We start from the raw sequence: 14,089 nt of genomic DNA, 5'->3' as shown, positions 1-14,089 counted from the left end.
AATGACTGAGTCCGTACAGCGCGATAGCGCGTTGCTGGTGCATTTCACGCTGAAGCTGGAAGATGGCTCAACAGCGGAATCCACACGCGCCAACGGCAAACCAGCGCTGTTCCGTCTGGGAGATGGCAGCTTGTCGGGTGCATTGGAACAGGAACTGTTAGGACGTAAAGTCGGCGATAAGCATGCCTTTACGCTGGCACCGGAAGATGCCTTTGGTGGCACCAGTCCGGACCTGGTTCAGTACTTTTCGCGCCGTGACTTTAAAGATGCTGGCGAACCTGAAGTCGGTTCCATCATGCTGTTCAGCGGCAGAGGTGGCAGCGAGATGCCGGGTGTGATCCGTGAAATTTCCGGTGACTCTATCACCGTTGATTTTAACCATCCGTTGGCCGGCCAGCGCATTCAGTTTGAAATTGAAGTGCTGGAGATTGACCCGGTGCTGGAGGCCAGCGATGCAAATCCTGTTAGCTAACCCTCGCGGTTTCTGTGCAGGCGTGGATCGCGCCATCAGTATTGTGGAGCGCGCGCTGGAGATGTACGGTGCACCGATCTACGTGCGTCACGAAGTGGTACATAACCGCTACGTGGTAAGTAGCCTGCGCGATCGGGGAGCGATCTTCATTGAAGAGATCAGTGAAGTGCCAGACGATGCCATCCTGATCTTCTCCGCTCACGGCGTTTCTCAGGCGGTGCGGGCGGAAGCGAAGGCGCGCAATCTCACTATGCTGTTTGACGCCACTTGTCCGCTGGTGACCAAGGTACATATGGAAGTGGCGCGCGCCAGCCGTAAAGGTGTGGAAGCCATTCTGATTGGTCATGCCGGACATCCTGAAGTGGAAGGCACCATGGGGCAGTACAACAACCCCAACGGTGGCATGTATTTGGTGGAGTCACCGGAAGATGTGTTCAAGCTGAGCGTTAAGGACGAAGGCAATCTGTGCTTCATGACGCAGACAACTTTATCGGTTGATGATACGTCAGATGTGATTGATGCACTGCGTCAGCGCTTCCCGGCAATTATTGGCCCACGCAAAGATGATATCTGTTACGCCACCACTAACCGCCAGGAAGCCGTGCGTGTTCTGGCGCGTGATGCGGAAGTGGTGCTGGTGGTTGGCTCGAAAAACTCCTCTAATTCCAACCGTCTGGCCGAACTGGCACAGCGCGCGGGGAAACTGGCGAAGCTGATCGATTCAGCGGATGACATTCAGGAAGAGTGGGTTAAAGGCAAGCAGATCATCGGTGTGACGGCGGGCGCCTCGGCACCGGATATTCTGGTGCAGCAGGTGATTCAGCGCTTGAAAGAGTATGGCGGCGAAGCCGCGATTGAGCTGATTGGCCGTGAAGAGAACATTGTGTTTGAAGTGCCGAAAGAGTTGCGTGTCGAAGTGCGCAACGTCCAGTAAGCGTTTGCTACCGAAACAGAATCAGGCCGACATCGTTCGGCCTTTTCTTTATCTGTCGTCGCCAAAAAGACCACTTCCAGCAGGTGGGATTGCTTTTACTGATAATGTTTGGCGGCTGGCATAAAATTCTTATTATCCCTTTTTTATTGTGGCGTGACTGTTATCTGACCGTTAACCTGTTTACGCTTTGCATGCATAGATTTGTATCAGGAATGAATAATTATGAGTGATATCCGCATTGCTATCGTTGGTGCGCCGGGCCGCATGGGACGCAATTTAATTCAGGCCGTGCAGCAAGCGGAAGGTGTCGCGTTAGGCGCAGCACTGGCACGCAGCGGTTCCTCACTGCTGGGCGCTGACGCAGGTGAACTGGCTGGTATCGGTAAAACCGGTATTACCGTTACCGATGATTTGCTGAAAGTCGTCAATGATTTTGATGTGCTAATCGACTTTACTCGCCCGGAAGGCACGCTGGAATATCTGGCGTTCTGCCGTGAGCATCAAAAAGCGATGGTGATCGGCACCACGGGTTTCGATGAAGCGGGCAAAGAAGCGATTCGCGCTGCTGCGGAAGAAATTGGCATTGTGTTTGCCGCGAACTTTAGTGTTGGAGTGAACCTGGTGCTGAATCTGCTGCAGCAAGCGGCCAAAGTGATGGGTGACTATGCTGATATTGAAATCGTGGAAGCGCATCACCGTCATAAAGTTGATGCACCATCAGGTACAGCGTTAGCGATGGGCGAAGCCATTGCCGATGCGATGAACTGGAATTTAGACGAGCACGCGGTCTACGCCCGCGAAGGCCATACCGGCGAGCGTAAAGCACAGACCATCGGTTTCGCGACCGTGCGTGCGGGCGATATCGTCGGTGAGCATACCGCGATGTTTGCTGATATTGGCGAGCGTGTAGAGATTACCCATAAGGCTTCCAGCCGCATGACCTTTGCTAATGGCGCAGTTAAGGCGGCAAGTTGGTTGAAGAACAAGAAATCTGGCCTCTATGATATGCGAGATGTGCTGGATTTATCGATGTTGTGAGTGTTGTGAACCATCGTGATGTGGTTATTTCAATCGGTAAGATAATGATTGAATAGGGCAATGTGATCATTGCCCTTTATTTTACTTATTAAAATGATGGCTTGGTTGTTGTTTTGTCTTGTGATGGCCATTTTAAAAGCTTTATGTCTATTAAGAAGTCAGTAAGATGCGATTTTTGACCATTTGGTCAAAAATTTATGCGTGGTAGCACGTGTTTGCGATTATTGCCGCTTAGCAACCGTTTATTTTCCTCACTTATCTCACTCTTTTATCGCCTTTCTCGCTTTTTAACATTCAACAGCCTTAAAAATACAAAAAAATAGCCACTCAGGGTAGACAAGCTGAAGGTCGATCATTAGAATGCGCGCAATTTGCCAAAATTCGAGCATTCAGGCGGATTTTGCATTGATTCGGGCATGTATTTTGAATTAATATGCAAATATTGTGACTGTTTATTCCCTGGAGGATGTTTTGATTAAGTCAGCGCTCTTGGTTCTGGAAGACGGAACCCAATTCCACGGTCGGGCCATCGGGGCAACGGGGTCGGCAGTGGGGGAAGTCGTTTTCAACACGTCAATGACTGGTTATCAAGAAATCCTCACTGATCCTTCCTATTCCCGCCAAATCGTTACCCTCACTTATCCCCATATCGGCAATGTTGGCGTTAATGCCGCCGATGAAGAATCCAGCCAAATCCATGCTCAAGGCCTCGTTATTCGCGACCTGCCGCTAATCACCAGCAATTTCCGCAGTGAAGAAAGCCTCTCAGCTTACTTGCAGCGCAATAACATTGTCGGTATCGCCGACATTGATACGCGCAAACTGACGCGTTTGCTGCGTGAGAAGGGCGCACAGAGTGGCTGCATTATTGCGGGTGATAATCCAGATGCGGCACTGGCGCTGCAAAAGGCGCAGGCGTTCCCGGGCTTGAAAGGAATGGATCTGGCAAAAGAAGTGACCACCGCAGAAACTTACGCGTGGCAGCAGGGTAGCTGGACCCTGGAAGGGGATTTGCCTGAGCAGAAAACGGCTGCAGAGCTGCCGTTCCACGTTATCGCCTACGACTTCGGCGCTAAGCGCAACATCCTGCGTATGCTGGTGGATCGTGGCTGCCGCTTGACGGTTGTCCCGGCTAAAACCAGCGCAGAAGAGGTGCTGGCACTGAATCCAGATGGCATCTTCCTGTCGAACGGTCCTGGTGACCCGGAGCCGTGTGACTACGCCATCAATGCAATTCAGGCGTTCCTGAAAACCGATATTCCGGTGTTCGGTATCTGCCTTGGCCATCAGCTGCTAGCACTGGCAAGCGGTGCGAAAACCATCAAGATGAAACTCGGCCACCACGGCGGCAACCATCCGGTCAAAGATGTCGACAACAATGTGGTGATGATTACCGCGCAGAACCACGGTTTTGCGGTTGATGACAGCCAGTTGCCAGCGAATCTGCGTGTCACGCATGTGTCGCTGTTCGACCAGACGGTACAAGGTATTCACCGCACAGATAAACCGGCCTTCAGCTTCCAGGGACACCCTGAAGCGAGCCCAGGCCCGCACGATGCGGCGCCGCTGTTCGATCACTTTATCGAACTGATCGAAGCTTACCGTTCTAACGCGAAGTAATCAGGAGCCCACGATGCCAAAACGTACAGACATAAAATCCATCCTGATCCTTGGCGCTGGCCCGATCGTTATCGGCCAGGCATGTGAATTTGACTACTCCGGTGCACAGGCGTGTAAAGCGCTGCGTGAAGAGGGTTACCGCGTCATTCTGGTGAACTCCAACCCGGCTACCATTATGACCGACCCGGAAATGGCCGATGCGACCTATATCGAGCCGATTCACTGGGAAGTGGTGCGTAAGATCATCGAAAAAGAGCGCCCGGATGCGGTTCTGCCGACCATGGGCGGCCAGACAGCGCTGAACTGCGCGCTGGAACTGGAACGTCAGGGTGTACTGGCAGAGTTTGGTGTCACCATGATTGGTGCGACCGCAGACGCCATCGATAAAGCCGAAGACCGCCGCCGCTTTGATGTAGCGATGAAAAGTATCGGTCTGGGTACTGCTCGCTCTGGTATTGCGCATACCATGGAAGAAGCACTGGCCGTGGCTGAAGATGTGGGCTTCCCGTGCATCATTCGTCCTTCCTTCACCATGGGCGGGACGGGTGGCGGTATCGCTTACAACCGCGAAGAGTTCGAAGAGATTTGCGAGCGTGGCCTGGATCTGTCCCCTACCAATGAGCTGTTGATTGATGAGTCGCTGATTGGCTGGAAAGAGTACGAGATGGAAGTGGTGCGTGATAAAAACGACAACTGCATCATCGTCTGCTCAATCGAAAACTTCGATGCGATGGGTATCCACACCGGTGACTCGATCACCGTGGCACCGGCGCAAACCCTAACGGATAAAGAATACCAAATCATGCGTAACGCCTCGCTGGCGGTACTGCGTGAAATCGGTGTTGAAACCGGCGGTTCTAACGTCCAGTTCTCAGTCAACCCGAAAGATGGTCGTCTGGTTGTTATCGAGATGAACCCGCGTGTGTCGCGCTCGTCAGCGCTGGCCTCCAAAGCCACCGGTTTCCCGATTGCAAAAGTCGCCGCGAAACTGGCGGTGGGCTTCACCCTTGATGAACTGATGAATGACATCACCGGCGGTCGTACGCCGGCGTCGTTTGAGCCGTCAATTGACTACGTTGTGACCAAGATTCCTCGCTTCAACTTCGAGAAGTTCGCTGGCGCCAATGACCGCCTGACCACGCAGATGAAATCTGTGGGTGAAGTGATGGCAATTGGCCGCACCTTCCAGGAATCAATGCAGAAAGCGCTGCGCGGTCTGGAAGTCGGTGCAAACGGCTTCGACCCGAAAGTGGATCTGGATGATGCCGAAGCGCTGACCCGCATCCGCCGTGAGCTGAAAGATGCGGGTTCTGACCGTATCTGGTACATCGCCGATGCGTTCCGTGCCGGTATGTCGGTGGATGGCGTGTTCAACCTGACCAACATTGACCGCTGGTTCCTGGTGCAAATCGAAGAGCTGGTGCGCCTGGAAGAGCAGGTTGCGCGTGAAGGTGTTAACTCACTGAACGCCGATTTCCTGCGTGCACTGAAGCGCAAAGGCTTTGCTGACGTGCGTCTGGCAAACCTGGCAGGCGTGGCAGAGAGCGAAATTCGCAAGCTGCGTCAGCAGTTCAACCTGCACCCAGTCTACAAACGCGTAGACACCTGTGCGGCAGAATTCTCCACCGATACCGCTTACATGTACTCCACTTATGAAGAAGAGTGCGAAGCGAATCCAAACCAGGATCGTGACAAAATCATGATTCTGGGCGGCGGTCCAAACCGTATCGGTCAGGGTATCGAGTTCGATTACTGCTGCGTACATGCGGCGCTGGCGCTGCGCGAAGACGGTTACGAAACCATTATGGTGAACTGTAACCCAGAGACCGTATCGACTGACTACGACACCTCCGACCGCTTGTACTTCGAACCGGTAACGCTGGAAGACGTGCTGGAAATCGTGCGCATCGAGAAGCCTAAAGGCGTCATCGTGCAGTACGGCGGCCAGACCCCGCTGAAGCTGGCTCGTGCGCTGGAAGCGGCAGGCGTACCCGTGATTGGTACCAGCCCAGATGCGATTGACCGCGCTGAAGACCGTGAGCGCTTCCAGCAGGCGGTTGATCGCCTGAGCCTGAAGCAGCCGGCTAACGCCACCGTGGCTACGCTGGAGCAAGCCGTTGAGAAAGCCGCAGGTATCGGTTATCCGTTGGTGGTGCGCCCTTCTTATGTGCTGGGCGGCCGTGCGATGGAAATCGTTTATGATGAAATCGACCTGAAGCGTTACTTCCAGACCGCGGTTTCTGTTTCCAATGATGCACCGGTACTGCTGGACCGCTTCCTGGATGATGCAGTGGAAGTCGACGTGGATGCGATTTGCGACGGTGAGCGCGTACTGATTGGCGGCATCATGGAGCACATCGAACAAGCTGGTGTTCACTCAGGTGACTCCGCTTGTTCACTGCCGGCTTATACGCTGAGCACTGAAATTCAGAACGTGATGCGTCAACAGGTCGAGAAACTGGCTTTCGAGCTGAACGTACGCGGTTTGATGAACGTGCAGTTCGCAGTGAAGGACAACGAGGTTTACCTGATTGAGGTGAACCCACGTGCGGCGCGTACCGTGCCATTCGTGTCTAAAGCGACCGGCGTACCTTTAGCGAAAGTGGCTGCGCGCGTGATGGCAGGTAAAACCCTGGCTGAGCAGGGCGTCACGAAAGAAATCATTCCACCGTATTACTCGGTGAAAGAAGTGGTGCTGCCGTTTAACAAGTTCCCGGGTGTTGACCCGATTCTTGGCCCAGAGATGCGTTCTACCGGTGAAGTGATGGGTGTCGGCCGTACCTTCGCTGAGGCGTTTGCCAAAGCGATGCTGGGTGCGCAGAGCAACATGAAGAAAACCGGTCGTGCGCTACTGTCAGTGCGTGAAGGTGATAAGAAACGTATCGTCGACCTGGCGGCGAAGCTGCAGAAGTTTGGCTTCGAGTTAGATGCCACACACGGTACCGCTGTGGTGCTGGGTGAAGCCGGTATCAACCCACGTCTGGTTAACAAGGTGCATGAAGGTCGTCCACACATTCAGGACCGTCTGAAGAATGGTGAGTACACCTACATCGTCAATACCACCGCGGGTCGTCAGGCGATTGAAGATTCCAAACTGATTCGCCGCAGTGCGCTGCAATATAAAGTGCATTATGACACCACGCTGAACGGTGGATTTGCTACGGCGATGGCGTTGAATGCCGACCCGACTGAGAAAGTGATTTCAGTGCAGGAAATGCATGCGCAAATCAAAGGTTAATCAATAAGTTGACCGACTGAAAACGGCTCCTCGGGAGCCGTTTTTTTTCGCCTGTTTATCATTGGTTGAATAAGGTTATGTGTGAAAAATCTATTGATTTGACATAGTTTTTATCAGTTGATGCGATAACGGTTACACCTCGGATTATCCGCACAAATTTATAAATACGATCCCGGTAAGCGCACCGTACTATCTTGAGCGCTCATCAATAGAGCGCTCACCTTAACTGGGATATAAAAAATGAAAATGCGTGCTTTCACCCTCAGCGCAGTGGCTGCGTTATTAGTTGCTGCGCCTCTCGCCAGCCAGGCGGAAATTACCCTGCTGAAGCAGGATCCGCAGGCGGGCGATCCACTTAGTCGTCTTGATTTCAAAGTCGGCGGCAGTATTCGTCCTCAGTTCCAGCATCAGGCTGGTGTCAGTGACCAATCGTATAAACGTAACGGCTACGATGGCGGTTCACGTTTCCGTTTCTCCGCTGATTACTACCTGTTTGATGACATCAGCTGGGTCAGCTACTACGAGCTGGGCGTGAACTTCCCGGCCTGGTGGGGTTGGGATCACCACTATGCCGATGGCCAGAACAACACCACGCGCCGCCAGCTGTATACCGGTCTGAAAAGCAAAACCTGGGGTCAGTTGACCTTTGGTCAGCAGAACAGCGTTTACTATGATGTGGTTGGCGCGAAGACCGATATCTGGGACTACGACATGCTGGCTCAGGCACCGGGCAATGGTATCAACGGCGATTACGACGGTTCATACCGTTCACGTAAGATGCTGAAGTACAAAAACACCTTCGGCGACGTCGATGTTTATGCATCTTATCTGTTTGCAGATAATGAACTGCTGCAGAAGAACAACAGCCTGCGCTATAAGCGTAAGAGCGGTGGTTCACTGGGTATCGATTACCACATCACGAAAGATTTAACATGGGGCACCGCGTGGAACTATACGCGCGCCACCATGCGTAATGCGGCCAATGGCGATGACAAAGATTACAACCAGAACATCTACGGTACCGCGCTGAGCTGGAAACCTGATAGCTGGACGTTGTCTGCCGGTGCGGGTTGGTACCAGAACTTCTCCCCAACCACAGTGAAGAACGTCAACAACTACTTCGCAGATGATGCGTGGGGCGTTGAATACTTCGCGGGCTACAAATTCGCTATCGATCAGTATGCGGTTAAATCGATCCAGCCATACTTCATGGGCGACCGTCTGGAGTTCGTCAATGGACGTAACTACAAACGTATCGACAATGGTGTCGGTATCAGCACTAAACTGGATTACGGCTTCCAGGTGGACTACGAATACGTGATCACCTCAAGCACCGACAAATCACTGGGTAATATGAACCTGGTGCGTCTGCGCTACGATTTCTAATCGAAGTGACAACGGCTCCTGCGGGAGCCGTTTTTCTTTGTCGCAGACAGTGCGGTTTTCTTTACACTCCATCACGTCAAAGCCTCATTTCGCCCTGAGTTGTAGCGTTCAGCTGGACTAATCTGGCGTCTATTTCCATGTATGGTGGGAAAGTCGGTGTAAAACTCTGTCCAATAACAAAAATGCGGTCGCATAGGAGCTTTACGCAAATAGCGGGGGCGGCCTATCGACGAAACTTTCGCCTTTACGTATGATGGCGCCAATTTTTTTCCTGTAGGTCTTTTAACATGATTAGTCTGATCGCAGCACTGGCAGCCGATCGCATTATTGGTATGGAAAACGCCATGCCATGGAACCTGCCTGCTGATTTGGCGTGGTTCAAACGTAATACGCTGAATAAGCCGGTGATTATGGGGCGTCTGACCTTTGAATCAATCGGCCGCCCGCTACCGGGACGTTTAAATATTGTGGTGAGCAGCCAGCCTGGCACCCATGACGGCGTGACCTGGGTGACTTCACTGGACGAAGCAGTGAAAGCGGCGGGAGACGTGGAAGAGGTCATGGTGATCGGTGGCGGTCGCATTTACGAACAGATGCTGGCGCGTGCCGATCGTTTGTATCTCACACACATTGATGCCGAAGTCGAAGGTGACACCCAATTCCCGGATTACGAGCCGGATGAGTGGCAATCGACCTTTAGCGAGTTTCATGACGCCGATGCACAAAACTCGCACAGCTACTGCTTTGAGATTTTAGATCGCCGTTGATGTTTATCCCGGTGCGCGTCAATGCGCCCCTGACGAAGACTGTGCCATATCGTCGTAGTGTCGCCATTTCGGCGACCGGGAAATCTCAGCACCATCGATTATGGCGAAAGAAAAAAAGCCCCGCTCAATTTGCGGGGCTTTTTGTTTATGATCTGCGGCAATGGTTAATTGGCCGGGGCATTTATTAATGCATGTCGCTCAATGGCGGATGTGCGCTGGCGGCACTCTCTGCCATCGCCTTTTCGCGGTTGGAGGCCTGCACATAATAGCGTTGTGATTCCCAGTGCAGCAGCGTTAGCGTTCCGCCCCAGCAGCAACCGGTATCCAGTCCGATTATGTGTTCAGGTGTCCCTTTACCTTCCAGCGAAGCCCAGTGGCCAAACACCTGCGTATAGTCGCGGCCGATTTTGGCCGGAACGAGGAACCAGGGTTTTAATGGCGGTGGCGCAGAGTTGGGGGCTTCTTTGCAAATCATATCCAACTGACCGTTGGGGAAGCAGAAACGCATGCGCGTCAGAGCATTGGTACTGAAGCGCAGACGTGCCAATCCGCTCAATTCCGGCGTCCAGTTGTTCGGCATGTCGCCGTACATCGCATCCAGGAACAGCGGATAGGTGTCGCTGGCCAGTACGGCTTCAACTTCACGCGCACAGAGTTTTGCCGTGTCGAGATCCCACTGCGGTGTGATACCCGCATGAGCCATCAACAGCTTTTTCTCTTCATCTACCTGTAACAGCGGCTGGCGACGTAACCAGTTGATCAGTTCATCAGCGTCGTGCGCCTCTAACAATGGCGTCAGACGATCTTTAGGTTTGTTACGGCTGATGCCCGCATAAACCGCCAGCAGATGCAGATCGTGATTGCCGAGCACCAGTCGCACGCAATCTCCCAGCGATTTCACATAGCGCAGCACATCCAGCGAACCCGGGCCACGCGCCACTAAGTCGCCGGTGAGCCAAAGCTCGTCTTGCTGCGGATCGAAATCAACCTGCGCCAGCAGCGCACGTAGCTCGTCATAACAGCCGTGAATATCGCCAATCAGGTATGTACTCATTACGTCAGTCCGATCAAAACGCGCCGCCCGGACAGGCCGGGCGGAGGGGGATTAATGTATGTGGGTTTGCACGGCGAGTCGGAACACCGGAATGTCGACGTGAAATTCTTCACCTTCATCGTCGATCATCACATAGTGACCTTGCATGGTGCCCATTGGGGTTTCAAGAATCGCACCGCTGGTGTACTGATACTCACCGCCAGCGGCAATGTGCGGTTGCTCGCCAACCACACCTTCCCCCTGAACTTCAGTCTCACGACCGTTGCCATTGGTGATAAGCCAGTAGCGGCTATGCAGTTGAACGCTATTTCGTCCCAGATTACGTATGGTGATGGTGTAGGCAAACACGTAACGATCCTCGTCGGGCAAGGATTGTGATTCCACATATTGACTCAATACATGAATACAGACGCGGGCCAGTTCACTCATACACTTATTTCTCCGGGGTTTCAGCCTGATGATTACCCAGCCAGTTCGCCAATTGGCAATACTGCGCCACGGTGACATTCTCAGCACGCAGCGAGGCATCAATGTTTAGTTCATCCAACGCACCCGCAGTAAACATATGTGCAAGGCTGTTACGCAGGGTTTTACGGCGTTGACCAAAGGCTTCAGTGGTGATGCGGCTCAGCAGGCGAATATCGCTCACCGGATAAGGCGGCTCTGGGTAAGGCATCAAACGCACCACGGCGGAATCGACTTTTGGCGCAGGCGTAAAGGATTCGGGTGGTACTTCCAACACCGGAATCACCTGGCAATAGTACTGCGCCATCACGCTCAGGCGGCCATAGGCTTTACTGCCTGGTCCGGCAACCAAACGGTTTACCACTTCTTTCTGCAGCATGAAGTGCATGTCTTTAATCGAACCAGTATAGCTGAAAAGGTGGAACATCAGCGGGGTCGAAATATTGTACGGCAGGTTGCCAAAGACACGCAGTGGCTGACCTTTCTCCTGCGCCAGCGCCGAGAAATCGAAAGTCATGGCATCTTGCTGATAAATGGTCAGCTTTGGTCCGAGGAACGGATGGGTCTGCAAACGTGCAGCCAGATCGCGGTCCAGCTCTACAACGGTCAGTTCATCAAGGCGTTCGCCCACCGGTTCAGTTAAGGCACCAAGGCCGGGACCAATCTCCACAATCGCTTCTCCCTTCTGCGGGTGAATAGCGGAGACAATGCTGTCGATAATGTACTGATCGTTCAGGAAGTTCTGCCCGAAACGTTTACGGGCAAAATGCCCCTGATGGACGCGATTATTCATTACTGCTCTTGATCATAGTGATGGCGAGATTAAGCGCCGTGATAAAGCTGCCCGGTTCCGCCTTGCCCTGACCGGCTAATTCCAGCGCGGTACCATGGTCGACAGAAGTCCGGATAAAGGGCAGGCCAAGGGTGATATTCACCGCGCGACCAAACCCCTGAAATTTTAGCACTGGTAAGCCCTGATCGTGATACATCGCCAGGACCGCATCAGCATGCTGTAAATACTTCGGCTGGAACAGCGTATCAGCCGGTAACGGGCCGGTGAGCTGAATACCTTGCTGACGCAGTTCGTCGAGTGCCGGAATAATAGTATCAATTTCTTCACGGCCCATATGGCCGCTCTCGCCCGCATGCGGGTTCAGGCCGCAGACGAAGATATGGGGATGCGGTAAACCGAATTTCTGCTGTAAATCCTGATGCAGAATCGTAATGACCTCATGCAGACAGTCGCGAGTAATGGCGTCAGCGACATCTTTCAACGGCAAATGCGTGGTCGCGAGGGCGACACGCAGCTCTTCGGTGGCCAGCATCATCACGACGCGATCGCCACCCGCGCGTTCGGCGAAAAATTCGGTATGACCGGTAAACGCAATGCCGGCGTCATTGATGACGCCTTTGTGTACCGGTCCGGTAATCAATGCGGCAAATTCACCGTTGAGGCAACCATCGCAGGCACGCGCCAGCGTTTCCAATACGTAATGCCCATTCGCGACGGTTAATTCACCGGGCGTGACCGGCTGCGCAGTATCAACCTGCAGCAGCGTTAACGTACCGGCCTGCTGTGCTTGTGCCGCAACACCCGGTTGGTAATCGCGCAGCGTCAGCGGTAAGCCCAGTTGCTGGGCGCGCTGACGCAGCACATGGCCATCGGCACAGACCACCAGTTCAACTGGCCAGTCGAGCTGAGCCAGTTGAACGGTAAGATCAGGACCAATCCCGGCGGGTTCGCCGGGGGTGATCACCACACGATAATTACTGACCATTGCTGTCCAGAATCTTCACGTAAGCACTGGCGCGTTGTTCCTGCATCCAGGTTTGTGCTTCTTCGGCAAATTTACGGTTGAACAGCAGACGATAAGCACGCTCTTTCTGCGCCGCATCGGTTTTATCAACCTGGCGGGTATCCAGTAACTGAATCAAATGCCAGCCGAAGGATGAGTGTACCGGCTCGCTGACCTGGCCTTTTTGCAGCTTCAGCAGCGCATCACGGAAGGCTGGATCGTAGATTTCCGGGGTTGCCCAGCCGAGATCGCCGCCCTGATTGGCTGAACCCGGATCGTCAGAGAACTGTTTTGCTGCGGCGGCAAAGGTGGTTTTACCACTTTTGATATCTGCAGCAATCTGCTCGATCTTCGCTTGTGCCTGCGCGTCAGTGAGGATCGGAGAAGGCTTCAGCAGAATGTGACGCGCATGCACTTCGGTGACAGAGATGTTTTTGCTCTCACCGCGCAGGTCGTTCACTTTCAGAATGTGGAAGCCAACGCCAGAGCGGATTGGGCCGACAATGTCACCCTTCTTCGCGGTGCTCAACGCTTGCGAGAACAGGGTAGGCAGCTCTTCAATCTTTGCCCAACCCATGTTGCCGCCTTTCAGCGCTTGCGGATCGGCAGAGTAAGTCACTGCCATTTTGCCGAAATCGGCACCGCTTTTCAGTTGACCAACTAATTGACGCGCCAGCGCTTCCTGATCGTCAACCTGCTGTTGCGTCGGATTTTCTGACAGCGGCAGCAAGATCTGGCTCACGTTCAGTTCGGTACCCTGAGTGTTCTGAGAACCAATCTGCGTTGCCAGCGCATCCACTTCCTGCGGCAGGATGGTGACACGGCGGCGCACTTCGTTATTACGCACTTCAGAGATCAGCATTTCCTGACGGATCTGCGCACGGTAAGCGTTGTAGTTCATTCCGTCATAGGCCAGGCGGCTACGCAACTGGTCCATGCTCATCTTATTTTGTGCGGCGATATTTTGAATGGCCTGATCTAACTGCTGATCGCTGACCTGCAAGCCGGCTTTCTCGCCCATCTGAAGAATGATGGCATCCATGACCTGACGCTCAAGGATCTGATGACGCAAGGTTTTGTCATCAGGTAACTGTTGATGAGCCTGCTGCGCCTGTGATTTCACGGTGCGCATCATGTTATCAACGTCACTTTCCAGTACCACGCCGTTATTCACGACGGCAGCAACTTTATCAACCTCTTGTGGGGCTGCGAACGCAGTGTTAGCGGTGATCGCTACACCAAGAATCAGCATTCTCCAGTTCTTCATACTTTATCCATTGTTGTTTCCGCACTGCGGGATAGCCTGTCAAATATCACAA

General features: G+C 53.3%; 12 protein-coding genes. 7 read left to right on the top strand and 5 right to left on the bottom strand.

Going from position 1 to position 14,089, the window contains the following annotated elements; translation table 11 throughout:
- Position 1: 1 nt before the first annotated feature.
- The 7 genes from fkpB (at position 2) to folA (ending at position 9,455) form a co-directional block, all read left to right on the top strand.
- Positions 2-472, top strand: coding sequence for an FKBP-type peptidyl-prolyl cis-trans isomerase (gene fkpB / locus LH22_RS18550; RefSeq protein ID WP_034826099.1), 471 nt, complete (start codon positions 2-4; stop codon positions 470-472).
- On the top strand, positions 453-1,406 hold the full coding sequence (gene ispH / locus LH22_RS18545; RefSeq protein ID WP_034826097.1) for a 4-hydroxy-3-methylbut-2-enyl diphosphate reductase: 954 nt from the start codon (positions 453-455) through the stop codon (positions 1,404-1,406). Before fkpB ends, ispH begins: the two co-directional genes overlap by 20 nt.
- Before the next feature lie 222 nt (positions 1,407-1,628).
- Positions 1,629-2,444 (top strand): 4-hydroxy-tetrahydrodipicolinate reductase, encoded by an 816-nt coding sequence (gene dapB / locus LH22_RS18540; RefSeq protein WP_038649141.1) that lies wholly within the window; start codon positions 1,629-1,631, stop codon positions 2,442-2,444.
- 471 nt (positions 2,445-2,915) lie between these two features.
- Positions 2,916-4,064: a glutamine-hydrolyzing carbamoyl-phosphate synthase small subunit gene (carA, locus tag LH22_RS18535; RefSeq protein WP_038649138.1), complete on the top strand. Its 1,149-nt coding sequence runs from the start codon at positions 2,916-2,918 to the stop codon at positions 4,062-4,064.
- 13 nt (positions 4,065-4,077) lie between these two features.
- A complete protein-coding gene (gene carB, locus LH22_RS18530) occupies positions 4,078-7,302 on the top strand; it encodes a carbamoyl-phosphate synthase large subunit (protein ID WP_038649136.1) in 3,225 nt (1,074 codons plus the stop codon).
- Between the two features lie 240 nt (positions 7,303-7,542).
- Positions 7,543-8,688, top strand: coding sequence for a porin (locus LH22_RS18525; RefSeq protein ID WP_038649132.1), 1,146 nt, complete (start codon positions 7,543-7,545; stop codon positions 8,686-8,688).
- 287 nt (positions 8,689-8,975) lie between these two features.
- On the top strand, positions 8,976-9,455 hold the full coding sequence (folA, locus tag LH22_RS18520; RefSeq protein WP_038649129.1) for a type 3 dihydrofolate reductase: 480 nt from the start codon (positions 8,976-8,978) through the stop codon (positions 9,453-9,455).
- Between the two features lie 184 nt (positions 9,456-9,639).
- Here the strand turns inward: folA and apaH are convergent, their stop codons facing one another.
- From apaH to surA, 5 genes are read right to left on the bottom strand one after another with little or no spacing between them, the layout of a single operon-like run.
- The gene (apaH, locus tag LH22_RS18515) at positions 9,640-10,509 is read right to left on the bottom strand and encodes a bis(5'-nucleosyl)-tetraphosphatase (symmetrical) ApaH (RefSeq protein WP_038649126.1); all 870 of its coding nucleotides are present in this window, start codon (positions 10,507-10,509) and stop codon (positions 9,640-9,642) included.
- Between the two features lie 51 nt (positions 10,510-10,560).
- Positions 10,561-10,938, bottom strand: coding sequence for a Co2+/Mg2+ efflux protein ApaG (gene apaG / locus LH22_RS18510; RefSeq protein WP_034826077.1), 378 nt, complete (start codon positions 10,936-10,938; stop codon positions 10,561-10,563).
- Positions 10,939-10,942: 4 nt separating this feature from the next.
- Positions 10,943-11,767: a 16S rRNA (adenine(1518)-N(6)/adenine(1519)-N(6))-dimethyltransferase RsmA gene (rsmA, locus tag LH22_RS18505; protein WP_034826076.1), complete on the bottom strand. Its 825-nt coding sequence runs from the start codon at positions 11,765-11,767 to the stop codon at positions 10,943-10,945.
- Positions 11,760-12,752: a 4-hydroxythreonine-4-phosphate dehydrogenase PdxA gene (gene pdxA / locus LH22_RS18500; protein WP_038649123.1), complete on the bottom strand. Its 993-nt coding sequence runs from the start codon at positions 12,750-12,752 to the stop codon at positions 11,760-11,762. Before pdxA ends, rsmA begins: the two co-directional genes overlap by 8 nt.
- Entirely contained in the window at positions 12,742-14,037 is a 1,296-nt protein-coding gene (gene surA / locus LH22_RS18495) for a peptidylprolyl isomerase SurA (RefSeq protein WP_038649120.1), read from the bottom strand. The genes pdxA and surA overlap by 11 nt, the downstream gene beginning before the upstream one ends.
- Positions 14,038-14,089: the final 52 nt, after the last annotated feature.

It is taken from the genome of Pantoea rwandensis (genome assembly GCF_000759475.1).
In the GTDB taxonomy this organism is placed as follows: Bacteria; Pseudomonadota; Gammaproteobacteria; order Enterobacterales; family Enterobacteriaceae; genus Pantoea; species Pantoea rwandensis_B.
Note: the sequence above shows the minus strand (reverse complement) of the source record. Positions and strands in the feature narration are given on the sequence as shown.

Excerpts from the sequence above, each read along its gene's own strand:
- apaH (WP_038649126.1), bottom strand. The coding sequence starts at position 10,509 with ATGAGTACATACCTGATTGGCGATATTCACGGCTGTTATGACGAGCTA.
- pdxA (WP_038649123.1), bottom strand. The coding sequence starts at position 12,752 with ATGGTCAGTAATTATCGTGTGGTGATCACCCCCGGCGAACCCGCCGGG.
- LH22_RS18525 (WP_038649132.1), top strand. The coding sequence starts at position 7,543 with ATGAAAATGCGTGCTTTCACCCTCAGCGCAGTGGCTGCGTTATTAGTT.
- ispH (WP_034826097.1), top strand. The coding sequence starts at position 453 with ATGCAAATCCTGTTAGCTAACCCTCGCGGTTTCTGTGCAGGCGTGGAT.
- dapB (WP_038649141.1), top strand. The coding sequence starts at position 1,629 with ATGAGTGATATCCGCATTGCTATCGTTGGTGCGCCGGGCCGCATGGGA.
- surA (WP_038649120.1), bottom strand. The coding sequence starts at position 14,037 with ATGAAGAACTGGAGAATGCTGATTCTTGGTGTAGCGATCACCGCTAAC.
- apaG (WP_034826077.1), bottom strand. The coding sequence starts at position 10,938 with ATGAGTGAACTGGCCCGCGTCTGTATTCATGTATTGAGTCAATATGTG.
- carB (WP_038649136.1), top strand. The coding sequence starts at position 4,078 with ATGCCAAAACGTACAGACATAAAATCCATCCTGATCCTTGGCGCTGGC.
- fkpB (WP_034826099.1), top strand. The coding sequence starts at position 2 with ATGACTGAGTCCGTACAGCGCGATAGCGCGTTGCTGGTGCATTTCACG.
- rsmA (WP_034826076.1), bottom strand. The coding sequence starts at position 11,767 with ATGAATAATCGCGTCCATCAGGGGCATTTTGCCCGTAAACGTTTCGGG.
- folA (WP_038649129.1), top strand. The coding sequence starts at position 8,976 with ATGATTAGTCTGATCGCAGCACTGGCAGCCGATCGCATTATTGGTATG.